The organism is Cognatishimia sp. F0-27, assembly GCF_020667845.1.
Taxonomy (GTDB): Bacteria; Pseudomonadota; Alphaproteobacteria; order Rhodobacterales; family Rhodobacteraceae; genus JAFMPQ01.
The window spans coordinates 1-22,497 of sequence record NZ_JAFMPQ010000031.1 but is presented as its reverse complement, the minus strand read 5'-3'; the positions used below and the strand labels follow the sequence as shown (position 1 = coordinate 22,497).

18 protein-coding genes, 1 tRNA gene and 1 pseudogene are annotated in these 22,497 nt (G+C 62.1%); 13 read left to right on the top strand and 7 right to left on the bottom strand.

From position 1 onward, the window contains the following. Positions 1–9: 9 nt before the first annotated feature. The 3 genes from folE2 to J1C49_RS15805 all read left to right on the top strand — a co-directional run bounded on the left by folE2 (position 10) and on the right by J1C49_RS15805 (position 4,370). A complete protein-coding gene (gene folE2 / locus J1C49_RS15815; RefSeq protein ID WP_227446809.1) occupies positions 10–1,110 on the top strand; it encodes a GTP cyclohydrolase FolE2 in 1,101 nt (366 codons plus the stop codon). Positions 1,111–1,314: 204 nt separating this feature from the next. Beyond that, on the top strand, positions 1,315–2,766 hold the full coding sequence (locus J1C49_RS15810; protein WP_227446808.1) for a TrkH family potassium uptake protein: 1,452 nt from the start codon (positions 1,315–1,317) through the stop codon (positions 2,764–2,766). Next, a complete protein-coding gene (locus J1C49_RS15805) occupies positions 2,766–4,370 on the top strand; it encodes a 5-guanidino-2-oxopentanoate decarboxylase (RefSeq protein WP_227446807.1) in 1,605 nt (534 codons plus the stop codon). Before J1C49_RS15810 ends, J1C49_RS15805 begins: the two co-directional genes overlap by 1 nt. A gap of 360 nt (positions 4,371–4,730) precedes the next feature. On the opposite strand, the gene J1C49_RS15800 is transcribed toward J1C49_RS15805, so the two are convergent. Continuing rightward, positions 4,731–7,829 carry a valine--tRNA ligase gene (locus tag J1C49_RS15800; RefSeq protein ID WP_227446806.1) on the bottom strand — a complete coding sequence of 1,033 codons (3,099 nt, stop codon included), beginning with the start codon at positions 7,827–7,829 and terminating at the stop codon, positions 4,731–4,733. Between the two features lie 704 nt (positions 7,830–8,533). Then, a complete protein-coding gene (locus J1C49_RS15795) occupies positions 8,534–8,752 on the bottom strand; it encodes a DUF1127 domain-containing protein (protein WP_227446805.1) in 219 nt (72 codons plus the stop codon). A gap of 242 nt (positions 8,753–8,994) precedes the next feature. Here J1C49_RS15795 and J1C49_RS15790 point away from each other — a divergent pair, with 242 nt between their 5' ends. After that, on the top strand, positions 8,995–10,062 hold the full coding sequence (locus tag J1C49_RS15790; protein ID WP_227446804.1) for an Mrp/NBP35 family ATP-binding protein: 1,068 nt from the start codon (positions 8,995–8,997) through the stop codon (positions 10,060–10,062). A 635-nt stretch (positions 10,063–10,697) separates the two neighbouring features. Here the strand turns inward: J1C49_RS15790 and J1C49_RS15785 are convergent. From J1C49_RS15785 to J1C49_RS15770, 4 genes are all read right to left on the bottom strand, one after another. Next, positions 10,698–11,867 (bottom strand): DNA polymerase III subunit delta', encoded by a 1,170-nt coding sequence (locus tag J1C49_RS15785; protein ID WP_227446803.1) that lies wholly within the window; start codon positions 11,865–11,867, stop codon positions 10,698–10,700. Beyond that, complete coding sequence (gene tmk / locus J1C49_RS15780; RefSeq protein ID WP_227446802.1) at positions 11,864–12,523, bottom strand: dTMP kinase; 660 nt, start codon at positions 12,521–12,523, stop codon at positions 11,864–11,866. The genes J1C49_RS15785 and tmk overlap by 4 nt, the downstream gene beginning before the upstream one ends. Next, a complete protein-coding gene (locus J1C49_RS15775) occupies positions 12,520–13,692 on the bottom strand; it encodes a D-alanyl-D-alanine carboxypeptidase family protein (RefSeq protein WP_227446801.1) in 1,173 nt (390 codons plus the stop codon). Before J1C49_RS15775 ends, tmk begins: the two co-directional genes overlap by 4 nt. A 189-nt stretch (positions 13,693–13,881) precedes the next feature. After that, on the bottom strand, positions 13,882–14,835 hold the full coding sequence (locus tag J1C49_RS15770) for an SPOR domain-containing protein (protein WP_227446800.1): 954 nt from the start codon (positions 14,833–14,835) through the stop codon (positions 13,882–13,884). A gap of 255 nt (positions 14,836–15,090) precedes the next feature. Between J1C49_RS15770 and J1C49_RS15765 the strand changes: the two genes are divergently transcribed. The 9 genes from J1C49_RS15765 (at position 15,091) to J1C49_RS15725 (ending at position 21,281) form a co-directional block, all read left to right on the top strand. Then, positions 15,091–15,180, top strand: a tRNA-Ser gene (locus tag J1C49_RS15765). A 142-nt stretch (positions 15,181–15,322) separates the two neighbouring features. After that, positions 15,323–16,516, top strand: a complete 1,194-nt coding sequence (locus tag J1C49_RS15760; RefSeq protein ID WP_227446799.1) for a site-specific integrase — start codon at positions 15,323–15,325, stop codon at positions 16,514–16,516. Positions 16,517–16,559: 43 nt separating this feature from the next. Beyond that, a complete protein-coding gene (locus tag J1C49_RS15755) occupies positions 16,560–17,459 on the top strand; it encodes a hypothetical protein (RefSeq protein ID WP_227446798.1) in 900 nt (299 codons plus the stop codon). Between the two features lie 113 nt (positions 17,460–17,572). After that, positions 17,573–17,803: a MerR family transcriptional regulator gene (locus J1C49_RS15750; RefSeq protein WP_227446797.1), complete on the top strand. Its 231-nt coding sequence runs from the start codon at positions 17,573–17,575 to the stop codon at positions 17,801–17,803. Continuing rightward, positions 17,803–17,994: a hypothetical protein gene (locus J1C49_RS15745; protein ID WP_227446796.1), complete on the top strand. Its 192-nt coding sequence runs from the start codon at positions 17,803–17,805 to the stop codon at positions 17,992–17,994. Before J1C49_RS15750 ends, J1C49_RS15745 begins: the two co-directional genes overlap by 1 nt. Further along, a complete protein-coding gene (locus tag J1C49_RS15740) occupies positions 17,987–18,316 on the top strand; it encodes a hypothetical protein (protein WP_227446795.1) in 330 nt (109 codons plus the stop codon). The genes J1C49_RS15745 and J1C49_RS15740 overlap by 8 nt, the downstream gene beginning before the upstream one ends. After that, complete coding sequence (locus J1C49_RS15735; RefSeq protein WP_227446794.1) at positions 18,285–18,827, top strand: helix-turn-helix domain-containing protein; 543 nt, start codon at positions 18,285–18,287, stop codon at positions 18,825–18,827. The genes J1C49_RS15740 and J1C49_RS15735 overlap by 32 nt, the downstream gene beginning before the upstream one ends. Positions 18,828–18,856: 29 nt before the next feature. After that, positions 18,857–19,369, top strand: a complete 513-nt coding sequence (locus tag J1C49_RS15730) for a hypothetical protein (protein WP_227446793.1) — start codon at positions 18,857–18,859, stop codon at positions 19,367–19,369. Positions 19,370–19,847: 478 nt separating this feature from the next. Continuing rightward, a complete protein-coding gene (locus J1C49_RS15725; RefSeq protein WP_227446792.1) occupies positions 19,848–21,281 on the top strand; it encodes a S1C family serine protease in 1,434 nt (477 codons plus the stop codon). 735 nt (positions 21,282–22,016) lie between these two features. On the opposite strand, the pseudogene J1C49_RS15720 reads toward J1C49_RS15725, so the two are convergent. Further along, positions 22,017–22,169 (bottom strand): annotated as a pseudogene (locus J1C49_RS15720) (IS3 family transposase); the annotation flags it as partial. Positions 22,170–22,497 lie beyond the last annotated feature (328 nt).

The following is a 22,497-nucleotide window of genomic DNA, read 5'->3' as shown; positions in this document are numbered from 1 at the left end:
ACCACCCTGATGAATATCCATACGCCCGAGATCGACCGCAAACCCAGCCGCGAAGAGGCCGAAGAGGCGCTTGCGCTGCTGCGCCGCTGGACTGGCAAGGCTCATGACGCGGAGATTGCAGAGCTTGACCCGGCGCTGGTGCGGCTCACGCCCGACGCCGATCCGGAGCCCTACCCGGCGCTCAAGCGCGTCTATCCCGAGGGATTTTCCGTCGATCCGGGTTACAAGAGCACGCTGCCTGATCTTCAGAACGGCCCCTCAAGCCTCATCAAGGGAGCAAACCGCGCGATCCAGCATGTGGGGATTTCCAATTTCCGCCTGCCGATCCAGTATCACACACGCGACAATGGCGATGTGACCCTTGAAACCAGCGTGACGGGCACCGTCAGCCTTGAGGCGGACAAGAAAGGCATCAACATGTCCCGGATCATGCGCAGCTTCTATGCGCATTCCGACAAGACCTTCAGCTTCGAGGTGATCGAGGCCGCACTGGACGACTACAAGAGCGACCTTGAAAGCTTTGACGCACGGATTTCCATGGCATTCCGTTTCCCGCTCAAGGTTGACAGCCTGCGCTCGGGGCTCGCTGGATACCAGTATTACGACATCGCGCTGGAACTGGTGGAGCGGGATGGGGTGCGCCGCAAGATCATGCATCTCGATTACGTCTACAGCTCGACCTGCCCGTGTTCGCTCGAGTTGAGCGAGCATGCGCGCCGGGAGCGGGGCCAGCTGGCCACGCCGCATTCGCAGCGATCCGTCGCGCGTCTATCGGTTGAGCTTACGGGTGACGCGGTTCTGTGGTTCGAGGATCTCATCGAGATGTGTCGCGTCGCCGTTCCGACCGAAACGCAGGTCATGGTCAAGCGTGAGGACGAGCAGGCGTTTGCAGAGTTGAACGCGGCCAATCCGATCTTTGTCGAAGACGCTGCCCGGCTCTTTGCCGATGTCTGTCAGGGCGATGCCCGGATCGGCGATTATCGCGTCGTGGCCAGCCATCAGGAAAGCCTGCACAGCCATGACGCCGTGTCGATCCTCGCGGAAGGCGACACGTTCGCGTCCGACAGCGTCGACCCGAAGTTGTTTTCGACATTGTTCCACGTGGGCTGACGCCCGACGCCATGTTGCTTTGAAAGGGCGGGCCGGAGCCACTCCGTCTCCGCCCTTTTTTGTGGCTGTCCGCGCAGGGCGCGCATGGTGTGCCGGCCTGGCCGCGCACCGCCCGTGGCGCGGGGTCGTCACTCCCGCCCGGAGCGCGCATCGCTGCTTGGTGAGCGCTTGACTATCGCGGCCTGCGCCGCCAACGCTGCACCCATGTACGACATCCGCCCCGTCGCTTATGTTATCGGTTTGCTGGTCGCGTGCCTTGGCGCGACGATGTTGCTGCCCATGCTTGTCGACCTCGCAGAAGGGCGCGGCCAATGGCCGGTCTTTCTGGAGTCGGCCATCATTACCATGTTCTGCGGCGGGTTGATCGCCCTGGCCTGTTCCAATGCCGTGCAAGAGGGGCTGACGATCCAGCAGACCTTCCTGCTGACCACGGGGGTCTGGGTTGCCCTGCCGATCTTTGGCGCCTTGCCCTTCGTGCTTGGCGCCACCGAGGCAAGCTATACCGACGCGTTCTTCGAGGCGATGTCGGGGCTGACCACCACCGGAAGCACCGTGTTTTCCGGGCTCGAAGACCTGCCCAAAGGGCTCCTGTTGTGGCGTGGCCTGCTGCAATGGCTCGGCGGCATCGGGATCATCGTTGTGGCGATGGTCTTCCTGCCCGAACTGCGCGTTGGCGGTATGCAGATCTTCAAGACCGAGAGCTTTGACACATTCGGCAAGATCCTTCCGCGCGCCACCCAGATTTCCTCGTCGATCTCGACGATCTATGTCTCGCTCACGCTGGCCTGTGCGGGGGCCTATATCCTTGCGGGGATGAACACCTTTGACGCCACGGTGCACGCGATGACGACCCTGGCGACGGGCGGTTTTGCCAATTACGACGCGTCCTTTGGCGCGTTCGGCCCGGCGGTGGAATACGTCGCGGTGGTGTTCATGATCCTCGCGGCCTTGCCCTTTGTCCGCTACGTGCAACTGTCGGCCACGCGGGAACTGCGCGCGGTGTTCGACGACCGGCAGATCCGCGGGTTCCTGCTCACGGCGCTTGTGCTGGTGCTCTTCATGCTGTTGTGGCGGGTGGTGTCGGCGGATGTTGCGCTGGAACCGGCGCTGCGTCGGGTGTTGTTCAACATGGTGTCGATCCTCACAGGCACGGGCTACGCTTCCGAGGATTACAGCGGCTGGGGCCCGTTTGCGGTGCTTGCCTTCTTCTTTGTCGGGCTGATCGGCGGCTGCGCGGGATCGACTTCCTGCTCGGTCAAGGTTTTCCGCTATCAGTTGCTGTTTGCCTCGATCAAGGTGCAGCTCAAGCGGATCCGCTCACCGCATGGGGTGTTTATCCCGCGCTATGACGGGCGTCCGATTGACGACTTGTTGCTTAGTTCCGTGATCTCGTTCTTTGTGGTGTTCGTGGTCAGCCTCGGTGTGCTGTCGGTTGCGCTGTCGCTGACCGGGCTGGATTTCATCACGTCGGTCTCGGGTGCGGCGACAGCGATTGCCAATATCGGTCCCGGGCTCGGGCCGGAAATCGGCCCCTCGGGGAATTTCGCCGGACTCAACGACACCGCGAAATGGATCATGTCCTTTGCGATGCTGGCCGGGCGCCTTGAGCTTCTGGCTGTTCTTGCGCTGTTCACCCCGCGTTTCTGGAGAGAATGATGTCCGCAACGCACCGCCCGCTGGGCGCCCAGATTTCCCATATGCTCAAATCGCGCGGTGTTTCCGTGGTTTTTGGCATTCCCGGTGTGCACAATATCGAGATGTATCGTGGGCTTGAGGAGGCCGGGCTGACCCATGTTCTGGCGCGTCACGAACAGGGGGCGGGGTTCATGGCGGATGGCTATGCGCGCGCCAGCGGAGCGATGGGCGTGTGCTACCTGATCACGGGCCCGGGTCTTCTGAATTCGACCACGGCGCTGGGGCAGGCCTATTCGGACAGTGTGCCGGTTCTGGCCATCGCATCCTGTCTGGACGAAACAGCGGCGCGCAAGGGCCAGCTGCACCAGATGAAAGATCAACGCGCGGCGGCAGAGACGGTCTGCGCGTGGTCTGAAACCGCGCTGACGCCTGATGCGGCCTACAGCCTCGTGGACCGTGCCTTTGGCGAGGTCGCTTCGGGAAGGCCACGACCAAGGGCGTTGCACGTGCCGATCGCCGCCTTGGGCGCGCCAGCGCCGGTATTTCCGGCCGCACCCCCGAAGGCGGACCCACCCCGGCCATCGGACTCGCAGATCCGGGCAGTGGTGGACCGGCTGTTGGCGGCGCACAGGCCGCTGTTTATTTTTGGCGGCGGCGCGAGGGGAGCGGCATCGGCGATCCCGAGACTGCTGGATCAAACCGGCGCGGCCGCGTTTACAACCTATGCCGGGCGCGGCCTCGTGCCACCGGATCATCCTTTGCTCTTTGGTTCCTTCCTCGCCCGGCCCGACAGCGCCGATGTGATCGCAGAGGCGGATCTTGTGATTGTTGTGGGCTCCGAACTGTCGGAATGCGACCTCTGGCGGACGGATCTGGGACACCGGTCTGCGATGCTGCGCATTGACATCGATCCCGCGATGCTGAGCGGTCATGCGCCGGACGACCTTGTGGTGCAGGGCGACGCGGGCGCGTTGCTGCAGGCCGTGACGGTGGCCATTGCGGCGCGCATAGACAACCGCGCTCCGGCGTGGTCCGCACAGCAGATTGTCGCCCGGCGTGACGTATGGCGTGCAGCGGTTGCCGCAGAGCGTCCGGGCATTCCCGAGATCTGTGATGTCTTGCGCGATGCATTGCCGGATGATGCGATGATCTATTCCGACATGACTCAGTTCGCCTATGCCGCCAAGGAAATCTGGGACATGCCGCGCCCGGGGCATTGGCATCACCCGTACGGGTTTGGCACGCTGGGCTACGCCTTGCCTGCGGCGATTGGTGGAGCGGTGGCGCGACCGGGCCTGCCGACGGTCGCCATTCTCGGCGACTACGGTCTGCAATACACCCTGCCCGAGCTCGGAACGGCGGTGGAACTGGGCCTGTCGCTGCCGATTCTCGTATGGGACAATGCCGAGCTCGGCGAGATCAAGGACGCGATGATCCGCGCGCAGATCGCGCCCAATGCCGTTGTGGCGCGCAATCCGGATTTTATCGCTTTGGCAGAGGCTTACGGAGCCAAGGCCTGCACGCCGGAGACGCTGCAGGCGCTTGCACGGGCGCTGTCAGATGCGCTTGAAGCCGGGCGACCGACGCTGATCCGGATGACACCGGCGCTGGTTTCTTTGGGCTGAAAATATCCCGGGGGGTCTGGGGGGCTGGCCCCCCAGCTGTGCTGTGGTCTGGGGGGCTGGCCCCCCAGCTGTGCTGTGGTCTGGGGGGCTGGGACCCCCAGCTGCGATGGGGTCTGGGGGACTGGCCCCCCAGCTGCGATGGGGTCTGGCGGCTGGCCTCCCAGCTGTGCTGGGGTGTCGCCCCAAAGGGGCACACAACATTGGCAAACAACTGGTGTGGCGGGGCTGGTGGGATGGCGGGTCGTCCCCAGCAATAACGCGATCTGGGGGCGACCCGCCCCCGAGTCATACCGTGATCCTCACCATGTGGTCACGGGTTGTGAGGCGGCTGAACTCTCTGGCCCTCGGCCTGTACGTGCCTTATCCGATTTCGGCGAGGCGGGTCAGCGCTTCGCGGAGTTTGGCGTCTTCCTCTTCGCGGGCGGCGAGGTTGGCCTTGGCTTCTTCGACCACCTCAGGCGGGGCGCTTTCTGCGAATTTCGGATTGCTCAAGCGTCCCTTCAAGCCATTGATTTCCTTGGCGAGCTTGCCCATGGCCTTTTCGAGGCGGGCTTTCTCGGCATCGACGTCGATGATATCGGCAAGCGGCATGCCAAATGTCGCGCCGCCGACGGGGACGGTGATGCAGCCCTTTGGAAATTCGTCAACGCTTTCAAGGCTTTCGATCCGCGCAAGGCGCTTGAGAAGCGCCTCGTTGCGCTCCCAGGCGGCGCGTTCGTCGGGGCCGATTTCGGTCACGAGCATCGGGACGTAAAGGCCTGCGGGAACGCGCATCTGGGCGCGCGCGGAGCGCACGCCTTCGATCACGCCGATCACCCAGCGCATCTCGGTATTGGCTTTTTCGTCAACGTTTCCAGAGGCTTGATAGGTCGGCCAATCGGTGTGCACGAGCATTTTGGCGCGGGTGCCGAGGCGGCCCCAGAGCTCTTCGGTGACAAAGGGCATGAAGGGATGCAGCAGGATCATGCACTGATCCAGAACCCAAGCCATGGTCGCCCGGGTTTCTGAAACGATTTCAGGGTCTTGCGCGTCAAAGAGCGGCTTGGAAAACTCCAGATACCAGTCGCAGACCTTGCCCCAGACAAAGGCATAAAGCGCCGATGCCGCGTCATTGAAGCGATAATCGGCAAGCGCCTGATCGACGGTTTCGCGGACCTGAACCGTCTCACCGATGATCCATCTGTTCACGGTTTGATCGGCATGCACAACATATGCACAATCCATGCACATCTCATGCGCATCGAAGACACCGTTCATCTCGGCAAAGCGGCAGGCATTCCAGAGCTTGGTGCCGAAATTGCGATAGCCCGCGATCCGGTCCACCGACAGTTTCAGCACGCCACCGATGGACGCCATGGAAGCGTTGGTGAAGCGCAGCGCGTCGGCACCGTATTCGTCGACGATCTCCAGCGGGTCGATGACGTTGCCGGTGGTCTTGGACATCTTCTTGCCCTTCTCGTCGCGGACGAGCTGGTGCAGGTAGACGGTGTGGAACGGCTTCTCGCCGGTCACGGCCAGTTGCATCATGATCATCCGGGCGACCCAGAAGAACAGGATGTCGAAACCGGTCACGAGCACGGAGGTCGGGAAAAAGCGCTTGAGCTCGTCGGTCTCTTCGGGCCAGCCCAGCGTTCCGATAGGCCAGAGGCCGGAGGAGAACCACGTGTCGAGCACGTCGGGGTCGCGCCACACGGGCACGATGACCGGCCCGGTGGGCTGCCGGATCGCGCCTTCGTTGCGCACATGCAGGTTGTGCAGATCCTCACCGAGCAGGTCGACCGCCTCGTGGATCGACTCGACAACGCGGAAATCGGTGCCGTCGGGGAAGTGATACCCGATCTGTTCCAGCGCGTCGGCCTCGTTGGCGGCACAGACGTGATAGGGCTCGCCTTCGGGGCCGGGGTAATACCAGACCGGGATCTGGTGGCCCCACCAGAGCTGGCGCGAGATGCACCATGGCTCGATGTTTTCAAGCCAGTGGTAATAGGTCTTTTCGCCCGAGTCCGGCATGATGGTGATGTCGCCGTTGCGCACCGCGTCGAGCGCGGGGCCGACAACCTTTTCGGCATCGACGAACCATTGATCTGTCAGCATCGGCTCGATGACAACCTTGGACCGGTCGCCGAAGGGCTGCATGATCGGTTTGGCTTCGACCAGCGGCACGCGCAGCGGCTCTTCGGACTCTTGCGTGTCCGCCTCGCCTTTCTTCTTCTTTGCGGGCAAGCCAAGGCGCGGGTCATCGGAGGTGGTCATCACCGCAAGGCCCTCGGCGGTGATCTCTTCGACCACGCGCTTGCGCGCCTCGAACCGGTCCAGCCCGCGCAGGTGATCGGGCACGAGGTTGATCTGGTCACATTCGGATTCGGTCAACTCCCGCTCGCGCAGTGCCACCGCGCGCGCAATCGCCGCCGCTTCGGCATAGGGCGCGCCGTCGTCGCGCATCGCACCCGTCGTGTCCATCAGACGATAGAGCGGGATGCCGCCGCGCTTGGCCACCTCATAGTCGTTGAAATCATGCGCGCCGGTGATCTTTACCGCGCCCGAGCCGAAATCCATATCGGGGTAGGGATCGGTGATGATCGGGATCAGGCGTCGGTGCTCTTTCGGGCCGACGGGGATCTCGCAGAACTTGCCGACAATCGGTGCGTAGCGCTCGTCCTTGGGGTTCACCGCAACCGCGCCGTCCCCGAGCATGGTTTCGGGGCGGGTGGTGGCGATGGAGATGTAATCACGCTCTTCCTCAAGCGTGATGTTGCCGTCTTCGTCCTTTTCCACATAGGTGTAGGTGGCACCACCCGCGAGCGGGTATTTGAAGTGCCACATATGGCCCGGCGTCTCGATATTCTCGACTTCCAGATCAGAGATGGCGGTCTCGAAATGCGGATCCCAGTTGACCAACCGCTTGCCGCGATAGATCAGGCCCTTTTCGTACATATCGACAAAGACCTTGATCACCGCGTCATGGAAATTCGGAGAATTCTCGTGGCCGGTGCGGGGATCGCCGGGCGCGCCGGCCATGGTGAAGGCGTTGCGCTCCCAGTCGCAGGAACATCCCAGCCGTTGCAGCTGGTTGATGATTGTGCCGCCATATTCCCCTTTCCAGGCCCAGACCCGGTCGAGAAATTCGGCGCGCGAGAGGTCCGTGCGGCGCTTTCCCTCTTCGGCCATCAGCTTCTTTTCGACCTGAAGCTGGGTTGCGATACCGGCGTGGTCCTGGCCCGGCTGCCACAGCGTGTCGAAGCCGCGCATCCGGTGCCAGCGCACGAGGATGTCCTGAAGCGTGTTGTTGAACGCATGGCCCACATGCAGGGCCCCCGTCACATTGGGTGGCGGGATCATCACGGTGAAGCTTTCGTCACGCGAACGGTTGGCGCCTGCGCGGAAAGCGCCGGTTTCGAGCCATTGCGCGGTGATGCGGGGCTCTGCGGTTTTTGCGTCGAAGGTTTTGTCGAGGGACATGAGGCCGCTCCTGTGCCGGTTCCTTGGCGCGGTGTTACCGGGCAGGGGCGCGGAATGGAAGAGGGCTGTGCCCGGTGCACCGGCGACGCGCCTGCGGCGATGGCTCCCTTGGGGCGTTGGGGGGCGCGCCGCGCGCAGGGGCCTTGTCCGGCGCGCATTGGCTCGTCGGGCGCGCCCGCATGGGAGGCGACGCTCTGTTGGCGCGCGTGCCGTGCGGCGCGGTTTGTCGTGATGGCGGGAGCGAGGGGAGGAATTTGGGCGACGGCGGACCCAAGGGAGGAGGAGGATCGCCGTCGCCAGCCAGTCCGTTGCCCGCGGGAGGGTGCAGGGTGGACCGGTTCGTGAGCGACAAACCCCAAGGGAGGAGGAGGGGCCTGCCACCGATCTGATCAGAGGCCCCTGGGAGGAGGTGGGTCTGATCAAAACCTGTGTGCCGCGTTGCCCGTTGTCCGGGCCGGTGCGGCGATTTGGTCATGCTGGGCGCAAAGGCGCGAAGCGGACCGGAATTGGGGGCGATGACCCCTCAAGGGAGGAGGAGAGGGGCCATCGCTTTAGTCGATCACAGTCCCGCCAGGGAGGCGGCAGGATCCGTCATCATGGGAGCATCTGCTCCGTCGTCTTGGCAGCGCACCCAGGGAGGAGCGGGTTTTGCTGCCGTCTTGCAGAGGGATCAGGGAGGAGGAGGATCCGATCTGCAAATCTTGTCATGCGCCGTAGACGGCTTCGTATGCCACGCTGCGCAGGCCTGCGCGGCTCAGGCCCAGATCGGCCAACTCTCTGTTGGAGAGCCCGTTCAGCTCGGCCAGGGTCCGGCGGTAGAGCGTGTAGCGGGCCCAACGGTCGCGGAGGCTGGCGATGAGGCTCGACGCCTTGTCGGAGGACAGGGCCGGTGCGTAGCGGGTTGTGTTCGATGCGTATGCCATAGTCTTCTGCTTCAACTTGTTTGCGTCGCGTTTGGTGCGTCGCTCGTTTCGTTGCCCTCAAGATGGCGCTAATGCTGCAACTGCACAATGGCCACACGAACAATGCTGCTATGCAGAAAACGCATGTTTCGAATGCTTGATTTCGAGGCGCCGTGACCGACTTTGCAAATGTTTGTCTCATATTCTTGTATCGCCGCTCCGCACACGCCAGTTAATGCAGCGACTGTGATGGGAGAAGAGGCATGGCGGATTTGGAACCAGCAATACGTTCGGCGCTGGCGCGCCTGGCACTGCCCGATGGCGGCGATCTCGTGAGCCGCGACATGATTCGGGCGTTGCACGTGGAGGGCGGGGCGGTCCGCTTTGTCATCGAGGCACCCAGCCCGGAGATCGCGCGCCAGATGGAGCCGCTGCGGCGTGCGGCAGAGGCGGCGGTGGCGGCGGTGCCGGGGGTGCAATCGGTGAGCGCGGCCCTGACGGCCCATGCGGCCCCCAAGGCGCCGCCCTCGCTCAAGGTTGGGGGCCATGCAAAGCCGCAGGCCGACGGCGCGATGATGCCGCCGGGGGTCAAGAGCCTGATCGCGATCGGATCCGGCAAGGGCGGCGTTGGCAAATCAACCGTGTCGTCGAACCTTGCGGTGGCGTTGGCGCGGGCGGGCAAGCGCGTCGGGCTGCTTGACGCGGATATTCACGGCCCGTCGCAACCGCGCATGTTTGGCCTGACGGCGCGGCCTGCGAGCCCAGACGGCAAGACGATCCTGCCGCTCACGGCGCATGGCGTGACGGTGATGTCGATCGGCTCGATGCTGGCCGAGGACAAGGCCGTGGTCTGGCGCGGGCCGATGCTCATGGGCGCCCTGCAACAGATGCTGATGCAGGTCGCATGGGGCGAGCTTGATGTTCTGCTTGTCGATTTGCCGCCCGGGACCGGGGATGTGCAGCTCTCGTTGTGCCAGAAGTCACAGGTGAAGGGCGCCATCGTGGTGTCCACTCCGCAGGACGTGGCGCTGCTCGATGCGCGCAAGGCGCTGGACGCCTTTGCCACGCTCAACACACCGGTCCTTGGGTTGATCGAGAACATGGCGGTGTTCACCTGCCCGCATTGCGGCAAGGACAGCCATATTTTTGGCCATGGCGGGGTTGCGGCGGAGGCCGACAAGATCGGCGTGCCGCTTCTGGCGCAATTGCCGATCGACCTCGACACCCGGCTCGGAGGCGATGGCGGCACACCTGTGGCACTGGGCGACGGACCGATGGCCGAGGCTTACGCACGGCTGGCGGACCGGCTGATCTCGGGCGGGGTGGTCTGAGCCGTCGCGGGTTTCACCCCCCTTGGTCGACAGAGCGAAACGGGGCCGTGCACGCGTGACCGTTGTTGCGGTCTGCATGGTGACTCGCTTGGGCGCGGCCCCCGGTTGGCACATGGGCACGGCCCGCGGTTGGAGCATGGGCGCGACCCGCGGTTGAAACATGGGCGCGGCCCCCGGTGGGAAAATGGGCGCGGCCCCGGTTGGCACATGGGTGCTGCCCGCGGCTGGCACATGGGCCCGGCCCCCGGTTGGAGCAGGTCGCGCCATCGTCGGAGGTTCCCGGTCAGGGGAGGCGGCGGGCCTTGGCGATTGGCTGCGCGGCCCTTGCCCGCTGTGCTGCGGGCTGATGCGAGTTGGGGCTATCGGGTTCGCGTGCAAGCCGGGCAGGGGGCGGAACGGGACCGCGTGCGCGACCAGTGTTGCGTCTTGCACGGTGACTTGCTGGGGCGCGGCCCCGGTTGCCACATGGGCGCGGCCCCGGTTGGAGCAGGCCGTGCCGTCCTCGGAGGGTCCCGGTCAGGGGGAGGCGAGTGGCTTCGGCGATTGGCTGCGCGGCGCTTGTCTTGTCGCGTGGCGGACAGATGCGCATCGGGACGCCGGGCGCGTCCGGGCCGGTGCGGTGACGCGCGGCGCGCTCAGCCGCGATAGGCTCCGGCGAGGGTCAGCAAAAGATCGGTGACAAGGCTTGCGGGATCGACATTGACCGCGCGGGCGTGGCGGGCGCGGTCGGAGGCTTTTTGCGCAATGTCCGCCCAGGCGCGACCGGCGGCGGGGTCGGGTGCCAGACGGCGCAGCACGTCCTTCTCGCCGCGTGCCACGTTGACCTCCGGCGGAAGGCGCATCACCCCGGTCCGCGCCAGCCGCGCGGTAAGCGTATCGGCCAGAGACAGACAGAGCGAGAGCCGGTCTTCCTTGCCTTTGCCGGCACAGCTTTCCGAGAGCGCCAGAAGGCGCGGACGGTCGAGATCGGGCAGGCTTCCCAGAATCCCGAGAAGATCGCCGTAAAGCGCCAGGCCGTTCTGCGCTCCGAGCCGGATTGCGGCCCCGATCGAGCCACCGGAGAGCTCTGTCAGCGCCGCGGCTTCGGCCGGGTCCATGCGCATGCCCGCCTGGTCGAGCGCGGCGGCCATTTCCTGCGCCCCGAGCGGCGACAGGCGCAGCGCGCGGCAGCGGGAGCGGATTGTCGGCAGAAGCCGGGCAGGCTGGTGGCTGACAAGCAGCAGCGTCGTGCGCGCGGGCGGCTCCTCCAGCATCTTGAGGATCGCGTTGGCGGCCTGTGTATTCAGCTCGTCGGCGGCATCCACGATCACCACGCGGCGTCCGCCATCGGCGGCGGACATAGAGAAGAAGTGGTTCAGTTTGCGCACCTCGGAGACGCGGATCTCGGCAGCGAAACGCCCTTCCGCCAATGCCTTGGCGCGGTCATTCTCGGTGCTGCCGGCACCGCCCCGGCGCACGAGGAACAGGCCCGGTTCCGACAACGCGGCCATGCGGCGCGCCACCGGGTGCTCCGGGTCGATGTCAAGCGTATCGGGCGCCGGTGGCGCGCCGAACAGCCCGTCTTCCGCGACGGGCGGGGTGGCCAGAAGAAACCGCGCGATCCGCCACGCGAGGGTTGCCTTGCCGACGCCCTGTGGCCCGGTCAGCAACCAGCCATGATGCAGGCGCCCGGACGTGTAGGCCGTAAGAAAATCCGCCTCGGCCTGTGCCTGCCCGAAGAGCTGCGGGGTTTCACGGGGATGCGGCGCGCCGGGCACGCGATCCGGCTCGGGGGGCAGGGCGGTTTCGGGAATGGTGCGTGTCATTGCGCGGCGGACACCTGTTCCAGCCGTGACAGGGCCGCCGCGGTCACATCGGCGGCCACGGTATCGGCGTTGCGGTTGCCGTCGATCACCACGAAACGGTCGGGGTTCGCCTTGGCGAGCGCGAGGAAACCGGCGCGCATCGCCTGTTGCAGCGGCAGGCCGAAATCCTCGAAGCGCTCTTCATCGGTGGCGCGCGCCTTGGCGCGGCCGAGCGCGGCGGCGGGATCCATGTCCACGAGGATGGTCAGGTCGGGTTCCACGCCGATCATCAGCGCGTGCAGCGCATCCACCGTGTCGCGCAGATCGCCGCGAGAGCTTCCCTGATACATGCGTGTGCTGTCGGCAAAGCGGTCACAGATCACCACGCGCCCGGCGTCCAGCGCGGGTTGGATCACCCGTTCGAGATGGTCCCGGCGCGCCGCCGTAAAGAGCAACAGTTCGGTTTCGGCCGACCAGCGGTCCGGATCACCCTGAAGCACCAGCGCGCGGATTTCCTCCGCACCGGCGCTGCCCCCGGGTTCGCGTGTGAGCACGACGTCATACCCTGCCTGGATCAGCGTCTCGGAGAGCCGCCGGGCCTGTGTCGACTTGCCGGAGCCGTCAATGCCCTCGAAGCTGATGAAGAGCCCAGGACCCGGGGACGCACGGGATGTCACATCGCCCCCTCGGTTCGGTCGGCGATGCGCGCGAGAACGGCCCGGCTGACCACGGCCATGCGGTCGAGAAAGCCCCCGGCCTGCACCGCTTCGGCGGCGTAGAGCGGCACGCGTGTTTCCTCCAGCCCCTCCGGCTGGATGATGAGTTCGGCCAGCCGCTGACCCTCGGTGATGGGGGCCTCGATCGGGCCGGTATAGACCACCTCGGCCTTGAGCCCCTCGGGGCGCGCCACCGGCAACAAAAGGGTCAGGTCATCCTTGGCGACAAGCCCCACCGTGTCCGACTGGCCAAGAAAGATATCGGCCTCGGCGATGGTGGTGCCGGCGGTGACGATCTGCTGTTCGGCGAACTGGCGGAAGGCCCAGTTGACGATGCTCTCGCTTTCTTCGGCGCGGGCGCGGGTGGTGTCGAGCCCGGTGATGGCAAAGATCACACGCCGGTCGCCCTGTTTGGCGGATCCGACGAGACCGTAGCCGGCTTCCTGCGTGTGACCGGTCTTGAGCCCGTCCGCGCCGATGCCGAGCCCGAGGATGGGGTTCCGGTTGAAGCGGTTCTGGCTTTCCTGCGGATCGAAGAGGAACTCTTTTTCGGCGAACATCGGATAATATTCGGGGAAGTCCTCGATCAGGCGGCGCGCCAGCAGCGCGAGGTCGCGCATGGACATGACATGCCCTTCCTGCGGCCAGCCGTTGGAATTCTTGAACACCGAGTTGGTCAGCCCCATCTGCTGGGCGCGCTGGGTCATCATGCGCGAAAAGCCCAGCTCGGTGCCGTCGGGGCTGAGGGCTTCGGCGATCACGACGCAGGCGTCGTTGCCCGAAAGCACGATGATCCCGCGGATCAGGTCCTCCACCGAGACGCGCTCGCCGGCGCGCAGGAAAAGCGTGGAGCCGCCGTAGTCCATGGCGGCCTGGCTGACGCGGAGCTCTTCGTCCATCTTCAGCCGCCCATCGCGGACCGCTTCGAAGGCCATGTAGAGCGTCATCAGCTTGGACATGGAGGCCGGCGGCAGGGGGGTGTCGGCATCCTTGGCAAGGAGCACGGTGCCCGTGGTCTGATCCAGCACGAAGGCGGCCTTGGCGCGGGTGTCGAAAGCGTGGGCTTGGCCGCCCAAGAGGGCGAGCGCCGCGGCAGCGGCAAGCAGGGTTCGGGGCAGGCGGGTCAGCATCCGGGTGCGCTCCTGTCTGGACGGGCGAACGAGTCGCGTTGTTCCCAGTGTATTGCCGAAAGTGGCGGCCCTGTCATCCCGACTGCGCGGGTTTCAGCGCGCGGCCGCGCATGACGCGCGGGGCAGCGTGTGACCGGCGCTCGCGGCGGTGCAGGGGGGCAGGCTGAGGCGCCTGCCGCCCGGTTCGGATCAGCCGCTGACGGCGTAGGCGTCGGTGAAGCCTGTGCTGCGGATCTTGCCGAGCAGGGTGTTCAGCTCGGATTTGCTTTGCGCCGGTCCGACCACCACGCGCCAGAAGGTCTTGCCGTTGGATTTGTGTTTCTTGACGGTGGGCACCATGCCGTCCTGCCGCATCGCGGTGGCGGTGTTGCGGGCGTTCTGCTCGATGCTGAAAATCCCGATCTGGATGAAGGGCTTGGCCAGTGCCTGCGTGGCGGGCTTTGGCGCGGGCTTGGGCGCCGTCGCCGCGGCAACCTCGCGCGCTGCCGGTTTTGCGGCAGGCACGGCCGCGGGCGCCGGGGTCGCCGCGTCGATCATCGCCTTGTCCAGTGCGGCGGCCGCGCCGGTGGCGATCGGGTCGAGCGTGCCCTCCACAACCTCGGGGGCTGCGGCAACCGTCTCGCTTGCGGCGGGTTCGGCCATCGGCTCAGGGGTTTCGGCCACGTCTTCCCGGCGCAAGGCGACGACATGCAGATTGGTTGGCGCGCCAGCCAGCATGCCGATCGCCTCTGCAGCATCCGAAGAGACCTGCAGGCGTGGACCGGGTGACTGGCGCTCGCGCTTGAACAGCGCGCCAATCACGAATTGTCCATTGGTTTCGTTGCGGATCAGCACCCGCTCGGGTTCTTCCACATCGGGATGGGCCACCCAGACACCGCCCAGCGAGGGGCGCCCGTCCCACAGACCGGCTTCCTTGGCCTCGAAGATCTCCGGCGCCTCCACATCGCGTTCGATGGTGGTGACGTCGCCGCCACTGGCACCGCCGGCACCGCGAGCGACAACCTCGCCGTTGCCGCTTGAGCCGGTGGCCTGCAAAAAGGCCGGAAGCTCCCCCTCGGCACAGGCCGTGAGGCCCAGAAGTGCAGTGAACAGAACGGAGATGCGCAACGTTTTGCTGCGCGAAACGGGAATGCGGCTTGTCATTGTCTTGCTCTCGCCTCTGCCTGCGCGAGGGTACGGCCCTCACGTCATGTTTTGACGGGCAATCAGTGGCCCGCTTGATAGGTTGGGGGCATAAAAGGCGCCCCGGGTACGCTGCCTCAGCCGAACACTTTCGGTTCGTTCCTTGAAACGATACCCTGTCCCGCCCCGCCTGAAAAGCCTGCAGGTGCAACAATGGAAGATTTTCCCTTGACGGCGCTTTCAGAATCACACCCGCGGCGATATTCGGGACGCACCGGAGGTTTGGCAGAGTGGTCGAATGCGGCGGTCTTGAAAACCGTTGGGCGTGAGAGCGTCCCGTGGGTTCGAATCCCACAGCCTCCGCCACCCCGACATTTTTCCCACTTTGATCCAATGTCAGAAGCTGTCCCAAAGACCTGTAAACGCGGGGCTTTTTGTTTGCCGTAGCTTTGTCTGGCTTTCATTCGGTTATACCTGTATGCTTCCCTTGCGTGGTATGAAGGGTGGTATGATGGCGGCGCTGGGCGGCAAGCTGACGAAGCGTTTGGTGGAGAACCTTGGTGCAGGGCGGCATGGTGACGGCGCCGGGCTTTATCTGGTTGTAGATCCGTCAGGCGCGCGGCGTTGGGTCGTGCGTGTCACCGTGAAAGGGCAGAAGAACCGCAAGGGCGCGCCACTGCGAACGGATTTTGGATTGGGGGGCGCGGATGTCGTCACGCTCAATCAAGCGCGGGAGAGGGCGCTAGAGTATCGGCGCATGGCAAAGTCGGGACTGAACCCGCGCTTCAATGCCAAGCGTGAGGTGCCCACGTTCGAAGAGCTGGCGCGGCAGGTTCATATTGACCGCCTGCCGACTTGGAAGAACCCCAAACACGGCCAACAATGGCTCAACACGCTGCGCGATTATGCCTTTCCAAAGATTGGGCGAATGCCGGTCGACAGCATCGGAACGCCAGAGGTGTTGATGTGTTTGTCACCAATCTGGACCGAAAAGCATGAAACTGCGCGCAGACTGGCACAACGTCTCAAGACGGTTCTGGATGTTGGCAAGTCTCAAGGCTTCCGCGAAGGGGAAAACCCGGTCACAGCGGTAAAGGAGGCCGGGGTTCTGCCCAAGGTCAAAGCCAAGGTAGTGCATCACGACGCGATGCCGTGGCGAGAGGTTCCCGCCTTCTATGCTGAACTTGAGGGGCGCACGGCGACAGCGGCAAAGGCGCTGCAATTCACCATTCTGAGCGCGTGCCGCACGTCCGAGGTGCTTGGCATGACTTGGCCGGAGGTGGATCTGGAAGCGCGTCTTTGGACCATTCCGGCGGAACGGATGAAAACCGGCGTGGTGCATCGCGTGCCGCTGACCGACGAAATGCTGCGCATTCTGGAGCCGATGGGGGCGATGGCGTCCGAGTACGTCTTCGAAGGGCAGAAACGGCACAAGCCGTTGTCGAATATGTCGATGCTTATGCTCATGCGCCGGATGGGGCGCGGCGATTACACGGTGCACGGGTTTCGCAGCAGTTTTCGCGATTGGGCGGCGGAAGAAGCGGGCGCGCCGCGTGAGGTCGCTGAGGCGGCTTTGGCGCATCAAATTGGGTCTGAGGTGGAGCGAGCTTATGCGCGGTCGGATTTGTTGGAGCGGCGGCGGGATTTGATGGAGTGGTGGGATAAAATGGTAAGTTGCAGGGGGGCGAATAGCCTTGGATGAAGGCAAGTGGACAAAGCCCAATCGGCGAACCAGAGCCGTAAAGGTGAAACTGATAGAGACCAAATTTGGCGCGCCTCTTGCTCTCGACTTGGAGTTCTTTAATCGGGAAAGGCCGAACGGTGAAAAGCTCGCAGAAGGAGACTCTTATTGGACTCTTTTCGTTCGGTTTAGAACGGGCCTTGACTCGGAGCGCACAGCTGTTTGGTATTTTGCCGATTGGAATGAAGCAAATGACGCTAAGGCACATTTTCAAAGGTTAGATAAACATGATGATCGATGGGCCGTGCCTTTTCGATTTTCGGAAGCTGGTCCAATGGGTGCGGAATTATTGCTTTCAGCTGGAGATGATAACTATTGGCCAATAGTATTTGAGGCGTTGCAAGGTGCCGATGTCATTGATGAAAACTACAAAGCTCGATGTCACGTTCTGAGTTGGTCTGGGAATGAAAATATCGAATGGCTGAAGGAGTGTTTTGGTGATAATTGGGATGTGGCGGCGATATTTGAATATTGCTTGCATCACTACGCCAAGTCGTCTCTTGCATATTTGGCCGCGCAGATTTGGTTTTTCGAGTATTGCACTGAAGACAAATATACAGTCGGGTATTCTGTCCGCCAACTTGAAGCTATCTACCATGGAGCCGAAGACTTAGCTCAAGCCGCCGCTGAAAATCGACGGTTGGCGGGATTGGCAGGTGGAGCCAACTCTAAAAACAAGCGGATGTCGCGCCTCGAAGCGTTGATGGTAGAAATTGAGCGATTGGAAGAAATTGTTCCTCTAATATCGGAGGAGCGCGTCCTAGAGCAGGCTTGGGAGAACCTAGAGAAAGCTCGGGAAGATGTTCCCAAGACGCCTAAGACCCGATTTGATTATGAAGTTGAACTTAGATCAGATCGCAGGTTCTCAGGAAGATATCGGGCGGTATTCAAAAAAACCGCTTAGGCGTTTTCCAGAACTTGGCAATCGCTTAAGCGCCGGAACATCCTTGATGACTGGCAGCGAAAGTTGCCCATAATTCAAAGCCATCGCAACCAACGCCAAGAGAGGTTTTGCAGATGGCAAATGACCAACAAACACCAAAACACATCCTAGAGGATGACCGAATCTTCTTCCCTGAAGATCCCGAAATGCGCCTCTTCGGCAGCATTGAAAAGCTTGCGCAATGGCGTCATCGTAATCGCGGACCGGCCTTCATTCGTATCGGGCGCCGAATTGGCTATCACGGCACCGACCTGAACGCCTATCTCAACGCCCAGCGCACTGACCCAAATGGGGAGGCGGCATAATGAAAAACCCCAACTCCGCACGCGGGGCCGGGGCCTTTCGTGTGACATCAAATGCCACGGTGGTACGTGCTGACGATGACACACAGGGGTCTTACGACGCAAGCCCGAAGGATGCCCGGTTCTACTGGAACCGACGCAGCAATTCGATTGAGCCTTTGGCGCTCCATATGGGGAGTGTCTGGCATGAATGACCATTGGTATAGCAACCCGACGCAGATCTACTTTGCGTGTCGCGCCTTGGCGATGGGCGAAACGCTCAACCATATGGACGTCATTAGGGGTGTGAAGGGCTGGCGTCTAAGCGCCATAGTAGAAACGCTGCGCAATCGTTATTCTTGGCCGATTGTGACCGAGTATCGCGGACCGGAGCGCATCGGCCACTACCACCTCGCAAAGACCTGCGACCCGACGAAACTGGACTTTCCGCCATCGGCGGAGCGTTTGGTGGAGGAATTGGTGACGCTGCGCAGGGGCGAACCTGATGCCAACTGCGCGGGTGGCCCAGATGGGTAGGCGCGGCAACGGAAAGAAGGGGGAGGGGCAATACGCCCCTCTGCCTTACGCGCTGTTGAAGAGCCCGGCATGGCGTAGCTTGTCTGGTGCTGCGGTGCGGGTCTTTCTCGAACTCCATACCCGCTACAACGGAAGCAATAATGCCGCCTTGCGCTTGTCCTATGCGGAGGCGTCCCAGGCGCTGGGCATTGGGAAAGCCACGGTGCAGAGGGCTTTTCGCGAATTGCAAGACAAAGGGATGGTGGTGCTAGAGCGCGAGGGGAACTGGTATCACCGCCAAGCCCATGAATGGCGCATCACAACAAAGCCGGTGCAGCGCGTGAAGGGCAAGGAGCCACCCTCGCATGATTGGCGCAACTATCGTCCCGAAAAAGAAAAGCGCGGTTCTGATATGGTACAACAGAAAGCGTCAGTGGTTCCATTCAAAAACCCAAGCGGTCCGCATGGTTCCAAACCAGAACCCGTCAGGGTCGAAAAAGGGGAGCGCAACGGTTCTCGTTCGGAACACTAATACTTACCACTCTTCCAAGGAGAAAGCACATGGCTGGAAAGGTTGAGAAGCCAACAGCAAAGGAGGCAAGCCCGGTCCGCAGTCATCCGGCGATTTCAGTCGGAACTGACGGTGCGATTGATGTTTGTCTGACGGGCAAAGACAGCTTGGTTGAGGCTCTTGGCATGAAGACGCGCGAAGCCGCTGAGGGCGTTTTCATGACCGCTATCGAGGGGCTAGGGGGGCAAGCGCAGGACCGCGCGGCGATGTTGTCAGCCATGTTCGCGGAGATAGAGCCGCGCGATGCGGTGGAGGCGATGCTTGTGGCACAGATGACCGCTACGCATGTCGCGATTACGGAGGCGGCAAAGCGCCACTCATTTCATAGCAATGTGAAGACGCGCGAAAGCCTTGAGAGGTCCATGACACGTCTCAGCCGTACGTATTTGGCCCAGATGGCGGCTCTCAAGAAGTATCGCTCGAAGGTGCAGCAGGTTGTGCGTGTGGAGCGCGTGACAGTCGAAGATGGAGGCCGGGCAATTGTCGGCAACGTGGAGATTTAGCCTGACACGCACGCGCGAGACAGGGGGGGGGCGTGTTTTTCATCATGGATGCTCCTTGGAAACCGGGGCGCTCTCCGCACTTATTTGCTAACGCAGTTTTCCACTTGCTAGGGGGCGCTGATGACCAAAAACGACACTAACCTCATAGACCCTACGGATAGGCTCAATAATGCGCCCAGGTGTTCTGCGATGGCGAAGCGGACCAGACAGCGGTGCCAGTGTCCCGCTGTGCGTGGTTGGGCCGTGTGTCGCTTGCACGGCGCAAATGGAGGCGCTCCAAGCGGTGTCGATCATCCTTCCTACCGTCATGGCCTTCGGACCTTGGAAGTCCGCAGCCTCAGGCGCGTGGCAAGGTTTCTGGATGAACAACTCGTTGAAAACCAGTAAGCGGCGTTGAGTTCCATTTCAAAACGAAGATACTTGAGGCGTTGCCATTGCAACGGGATGTGGCACTCTATGCTCTGCAAGAGGTGGATACATGAAAGCAATATCGCTTCTGTTCTGTTTGATATTGACTGTTGTGTCGGCTTTCCCAAGGACTGGGACAGCTCAGGACTACGCGGCGCTATTCTCAGATTTTGACGTCAGAAGTCTCACGTACAACGAGCGGCGATATTTGCAGGCAGCATTGGCTTTCGAGGGGCACTATTTTGGATTGTTGGATGGTGACTGGGGGCGGCTAAGTCGCCGGGCCATGGAAGACTACTCCCGCTCCGAGTTTAATGCACCATCTGAGGAATGGCACGCAGCTATCCTAGCCCTGTCGTTTCTTGAACGATACGAAAAAGACGGATGGGACATGTTCCATTTCGATGGACTCGGCATGTCGGTGATGCTTCCGTTGAAGACAATCCTCGTAGATCCGCCAAGTGACGAACTGCTAAACTACCGACATCAAAACAGCAGTCTTTCTGTATCCGTCGGCCGGCACACTACTCAAGTCGCAAGTAGTTTTCACGAATACACTTTCGGTGTGCACGCACTCGCATCTAAGCCATATTCCGTTCGGAAGGAAAATTTCGCAGTTACATCGGCAACAATGGCGGATGGTTCGGGCCTATATACACGCTCGAATTTCATTGGTGGCCTTTGGTCTACTATCATGGTTCATGCTGACAGGGCGGACCGGAAAGTGTTCTCGGCGGTCACATCGAGCATCGCGGTTGGTGAAAGTCCAAGCCTTGATATTTCGCTTGATGGGCATCTGCTTGAGACGCTCACGAAGACTATCGCCCTTGCCGCCGGAGACGACGCAGACTCAGAATCTAAGTCGGAAAAAGAGCCCAGTAGGATGCCAGCCGTAAGTTCTTCCGGGTCGGGCTTTTTTGTGTCGCAAGACGGTCATGTCCTCACGAACGCGCATGTTGTAGATGTGTGTCGCACTGTGTTGGTGGATGGAATGTCAGCAAAGATCGTTGATGCGTCGCAGGAATTTGATTTGGCGCTCCTAAAAACCGAGCTCCCCGACGACAAGGCAGTCGCGGTCTTCTCAGCCAGCCCCGCTCGCCTCAATTCGGATGTGACTGTGGCGGGGTATCCTTATTCGCAGATCCTTGGAGGTCTCAATATTACACGTGGTGCCGTATCCTCCTTGAGGGGCTTGCTCGGCGACGCAAAGACGCTCCAAATCACAGCGCCCGTCCAAAGCGGAAACTCTGGTGGACCTCTGTTGGGGGCAGATGGTGAAGTTCTTGGCGTGGTCGTGTCCAAACTGGATGCTCTTGCTGTAGCGAGTAACGGCGGTGACCTTCCGCAGAATATCAATTTTGCAATCACCGGCGAGATTGCAAAGCTGTTTTTGGCTCAGAATAATGTCTCTCCCGCTTTGAGCTTGGATGACGTACCGCTCGCGCCGGAAGACTTAGCTCAAACGGCAGCAAAATTTACCTCTCTAATTGAGTGCAGAAACTAGCAAGAAGCATCGCATGGAGTGGTATTTTTTGTGGTATGATTTCAAATTCTCTACAAAAAATCATTTTTAAACAGATAGTTATTGCATTTGTAATAAAGACACAGCTTCCGCCACCTACACATTGCGACCCCGAGATGAGGCCCCAGCGTGGGCCTTTTTTCTTTTTGGTTCAAAGGGGTTTAAGGAAAGCACCTGACTTGTGGAGACTGGCCGTTGGCCTGAAATTGGTCTCCCAAAGCCCGGCGTCTCTTGCCACCCGCTCTTCATTCAATTCGAGGCAGATTAAGAAAAGAGACGCCTTTTCAGCGGGTTGTTGAAATTGCGATACAGCGCGGTTGCAGCGGGACTATCTGCTTTCGGTCCGAACAGAGACACCCGAAGGCGCTGGCCCGGCGGGCGCTGCGCGTCTTGGAGGGCAGCGGCAATGCGGAGGGCGATCCCGTCGATCCCAGCCCCGAGGCCATCGACGCGCCGCTCGACATCTGGCCGATCTCCGAGGCGTGTCAGCCAACCTCTGCCACCAATGTGCTGCTTCTGGAGCAACGAAATCCCCTCCGCGCTCTCGCCGAATGGTCCTTCGGCAGGGGCGCGACCTCGCCCTCGACCCCGGCGAGATCGAGAACCGTTTCGAAGACGCGGCGACAGCGGCGAGCACCGCAGCACAGGCGGCATTCGACCGGGCGTTCGAGGACGACCTGCTCAGCGCGCCCGATCTCGGCCTGACCGAGGCCGCAAACCGGGTTCGACGAACGCTGTCTTGGCAGCAACGGCCTTGTTCCATTCGCGAACGTCGTTGGCGACAATCTCTGGGGGATTGGTGCCACGCACGGATGCCGGTGGTCTGGACAGGATGAACAAGTCGATCAGCGCACCGATGACGTCTTCTGAGAGATATGCCACTGTGCCCGACGACATGGCTTCGACACCGAGGGTGCCTGTGCAGCGTTTTGGGAAACGCCCACCTGATTGGCACGATACCGGTCCCACGGATCTCTGCACATCGCTGTTTCCAGAAGAGACCGTTTCGCGTGTTGCACAACATTTCCGGATGAGCGAGCATGACGATTGCGCCCGCGTCGCTTCGTGAACACACGCGGTAAGGATCGTGTAATGGTGACACAGCGTCGAAAGGCGAAAACACAGTCCGCGGACGATGATATTCGGGCCGTCCTTTCTGAAATAGACGCCCATTTGGCGCTGTGGCGGCTGCACGAGG

Bases quoted from the DNA above. Each gene is read 5' to 3' on its own strand.
- J1C49_RS15790 (WP_227446804.1), top strand. From the start codon at position 8,995: ATGGCGGATTTGGAACCAGCAATACGTTCGGCGCTGGCGCGCCTGGCA.
- J1C49_RS15770 (WP_227446800.1), bottom strand. From the start codon at position 14,835: ATGACAAGCCGCATTCCCGTTTCGCGCAGCAAAACGTTGCGCATCTCC.
- J1C49_RS15805 (WP_227446807.1), top strand. From the start codon at position 2,766: ATGTCCGCAACGCACCGCCCGCTGGGCGCCCAGATTTCCCATATGCTC.
- J1C49_RS15775 (WP_227446801.1), bottom strand. From the start codon at position 13,692: ATGCTGACCCGCCTGCCCCGAACCCTGCTTGCCGCTGCCGCGGCGCTC.
- J1C49_RS15735 (WP_227446794.1), top strand. From the start codon at position 18,285: ATGCCAACTGCGCGGGTGGCCCAGATGGGTAGGCGCGGCAACGGAAAG.
- J1C49_RS15730 (WP_227446793.1), top strand. From the start codon at position 18,857: ATGGCTGGAAAGGTTGAGAAGCCAACAGCAAAGGAGGCAAGCCCGGTC.
- folE2 (WP_227446809.1), top strand. From the start codon at position 10: ATGAATATCCATACGCCCGAGATCGACCGCAAACCCAGCCGCGAAGAG.
- J1C49_RS15795 (WP_227446805.1), bottom strand. From the start codon at position 8,752: ATGGCATACGCATCGAACACAACCCGCTACGCACCGGCCCTGTCCTCC.
- J1C49_RS15800 (WP_227446806.1), bottom strand. From the start codon at position 7,829: ATGTCCCTCGACAAAACCTTCGACGCAAAAACCGCAGAGCCCCGCATC.
- J1C49_RS15750 (WP_227446797.1), top strand. From the start codon at position 17,573: ATGGCAAATGACCAACAAACACCAAAACACATCCTAGAGGATGACCGA.
- J1C49_RS15740 (WP_227446795.1), top strand. From the start codon at position 17,987: ATGAATGACCATTGGTATAGCAACCCGACGCAGATCTACTTTGCGTGT.
- J1C49_RS15725 (WP_227446792.1), top strand. From the start codon at position 19,848: ATGAAAGCAATATCGCTTCTGTTCTGTTTGATATTGACTGTTGTGTCG.
- J1C49_RS15745 (WP_227446796.1), top strand. From the start codon at position 17,803: ATGAAAAACCCCAACTCCGCACGCGGGGCCGGGGCCTTTCGTGTGACA.
- J1C49_RS15760 (WP_227446799.1), top strand. From the start codon at position 15,323: ATGATGGCGGCGCTGGGCGGCAAGCTGACGAAGCGTTTGGTGGAGAAC.
- J1C49_RS15810 (WP_227446808.1), top strand. From the start codon at position 1,315: ATGTACGACATCCGCCCCGTCGCTTATGTTATCGGTTTGCTGGTCGCG.
- J1C49_RS15785 (WP_227446803.1), bottom strand. From the start codon at position 11,867: ATGACACGCACCATTCCCGAAACCGCCCTGCCCCCCGAGCCGGATCGC.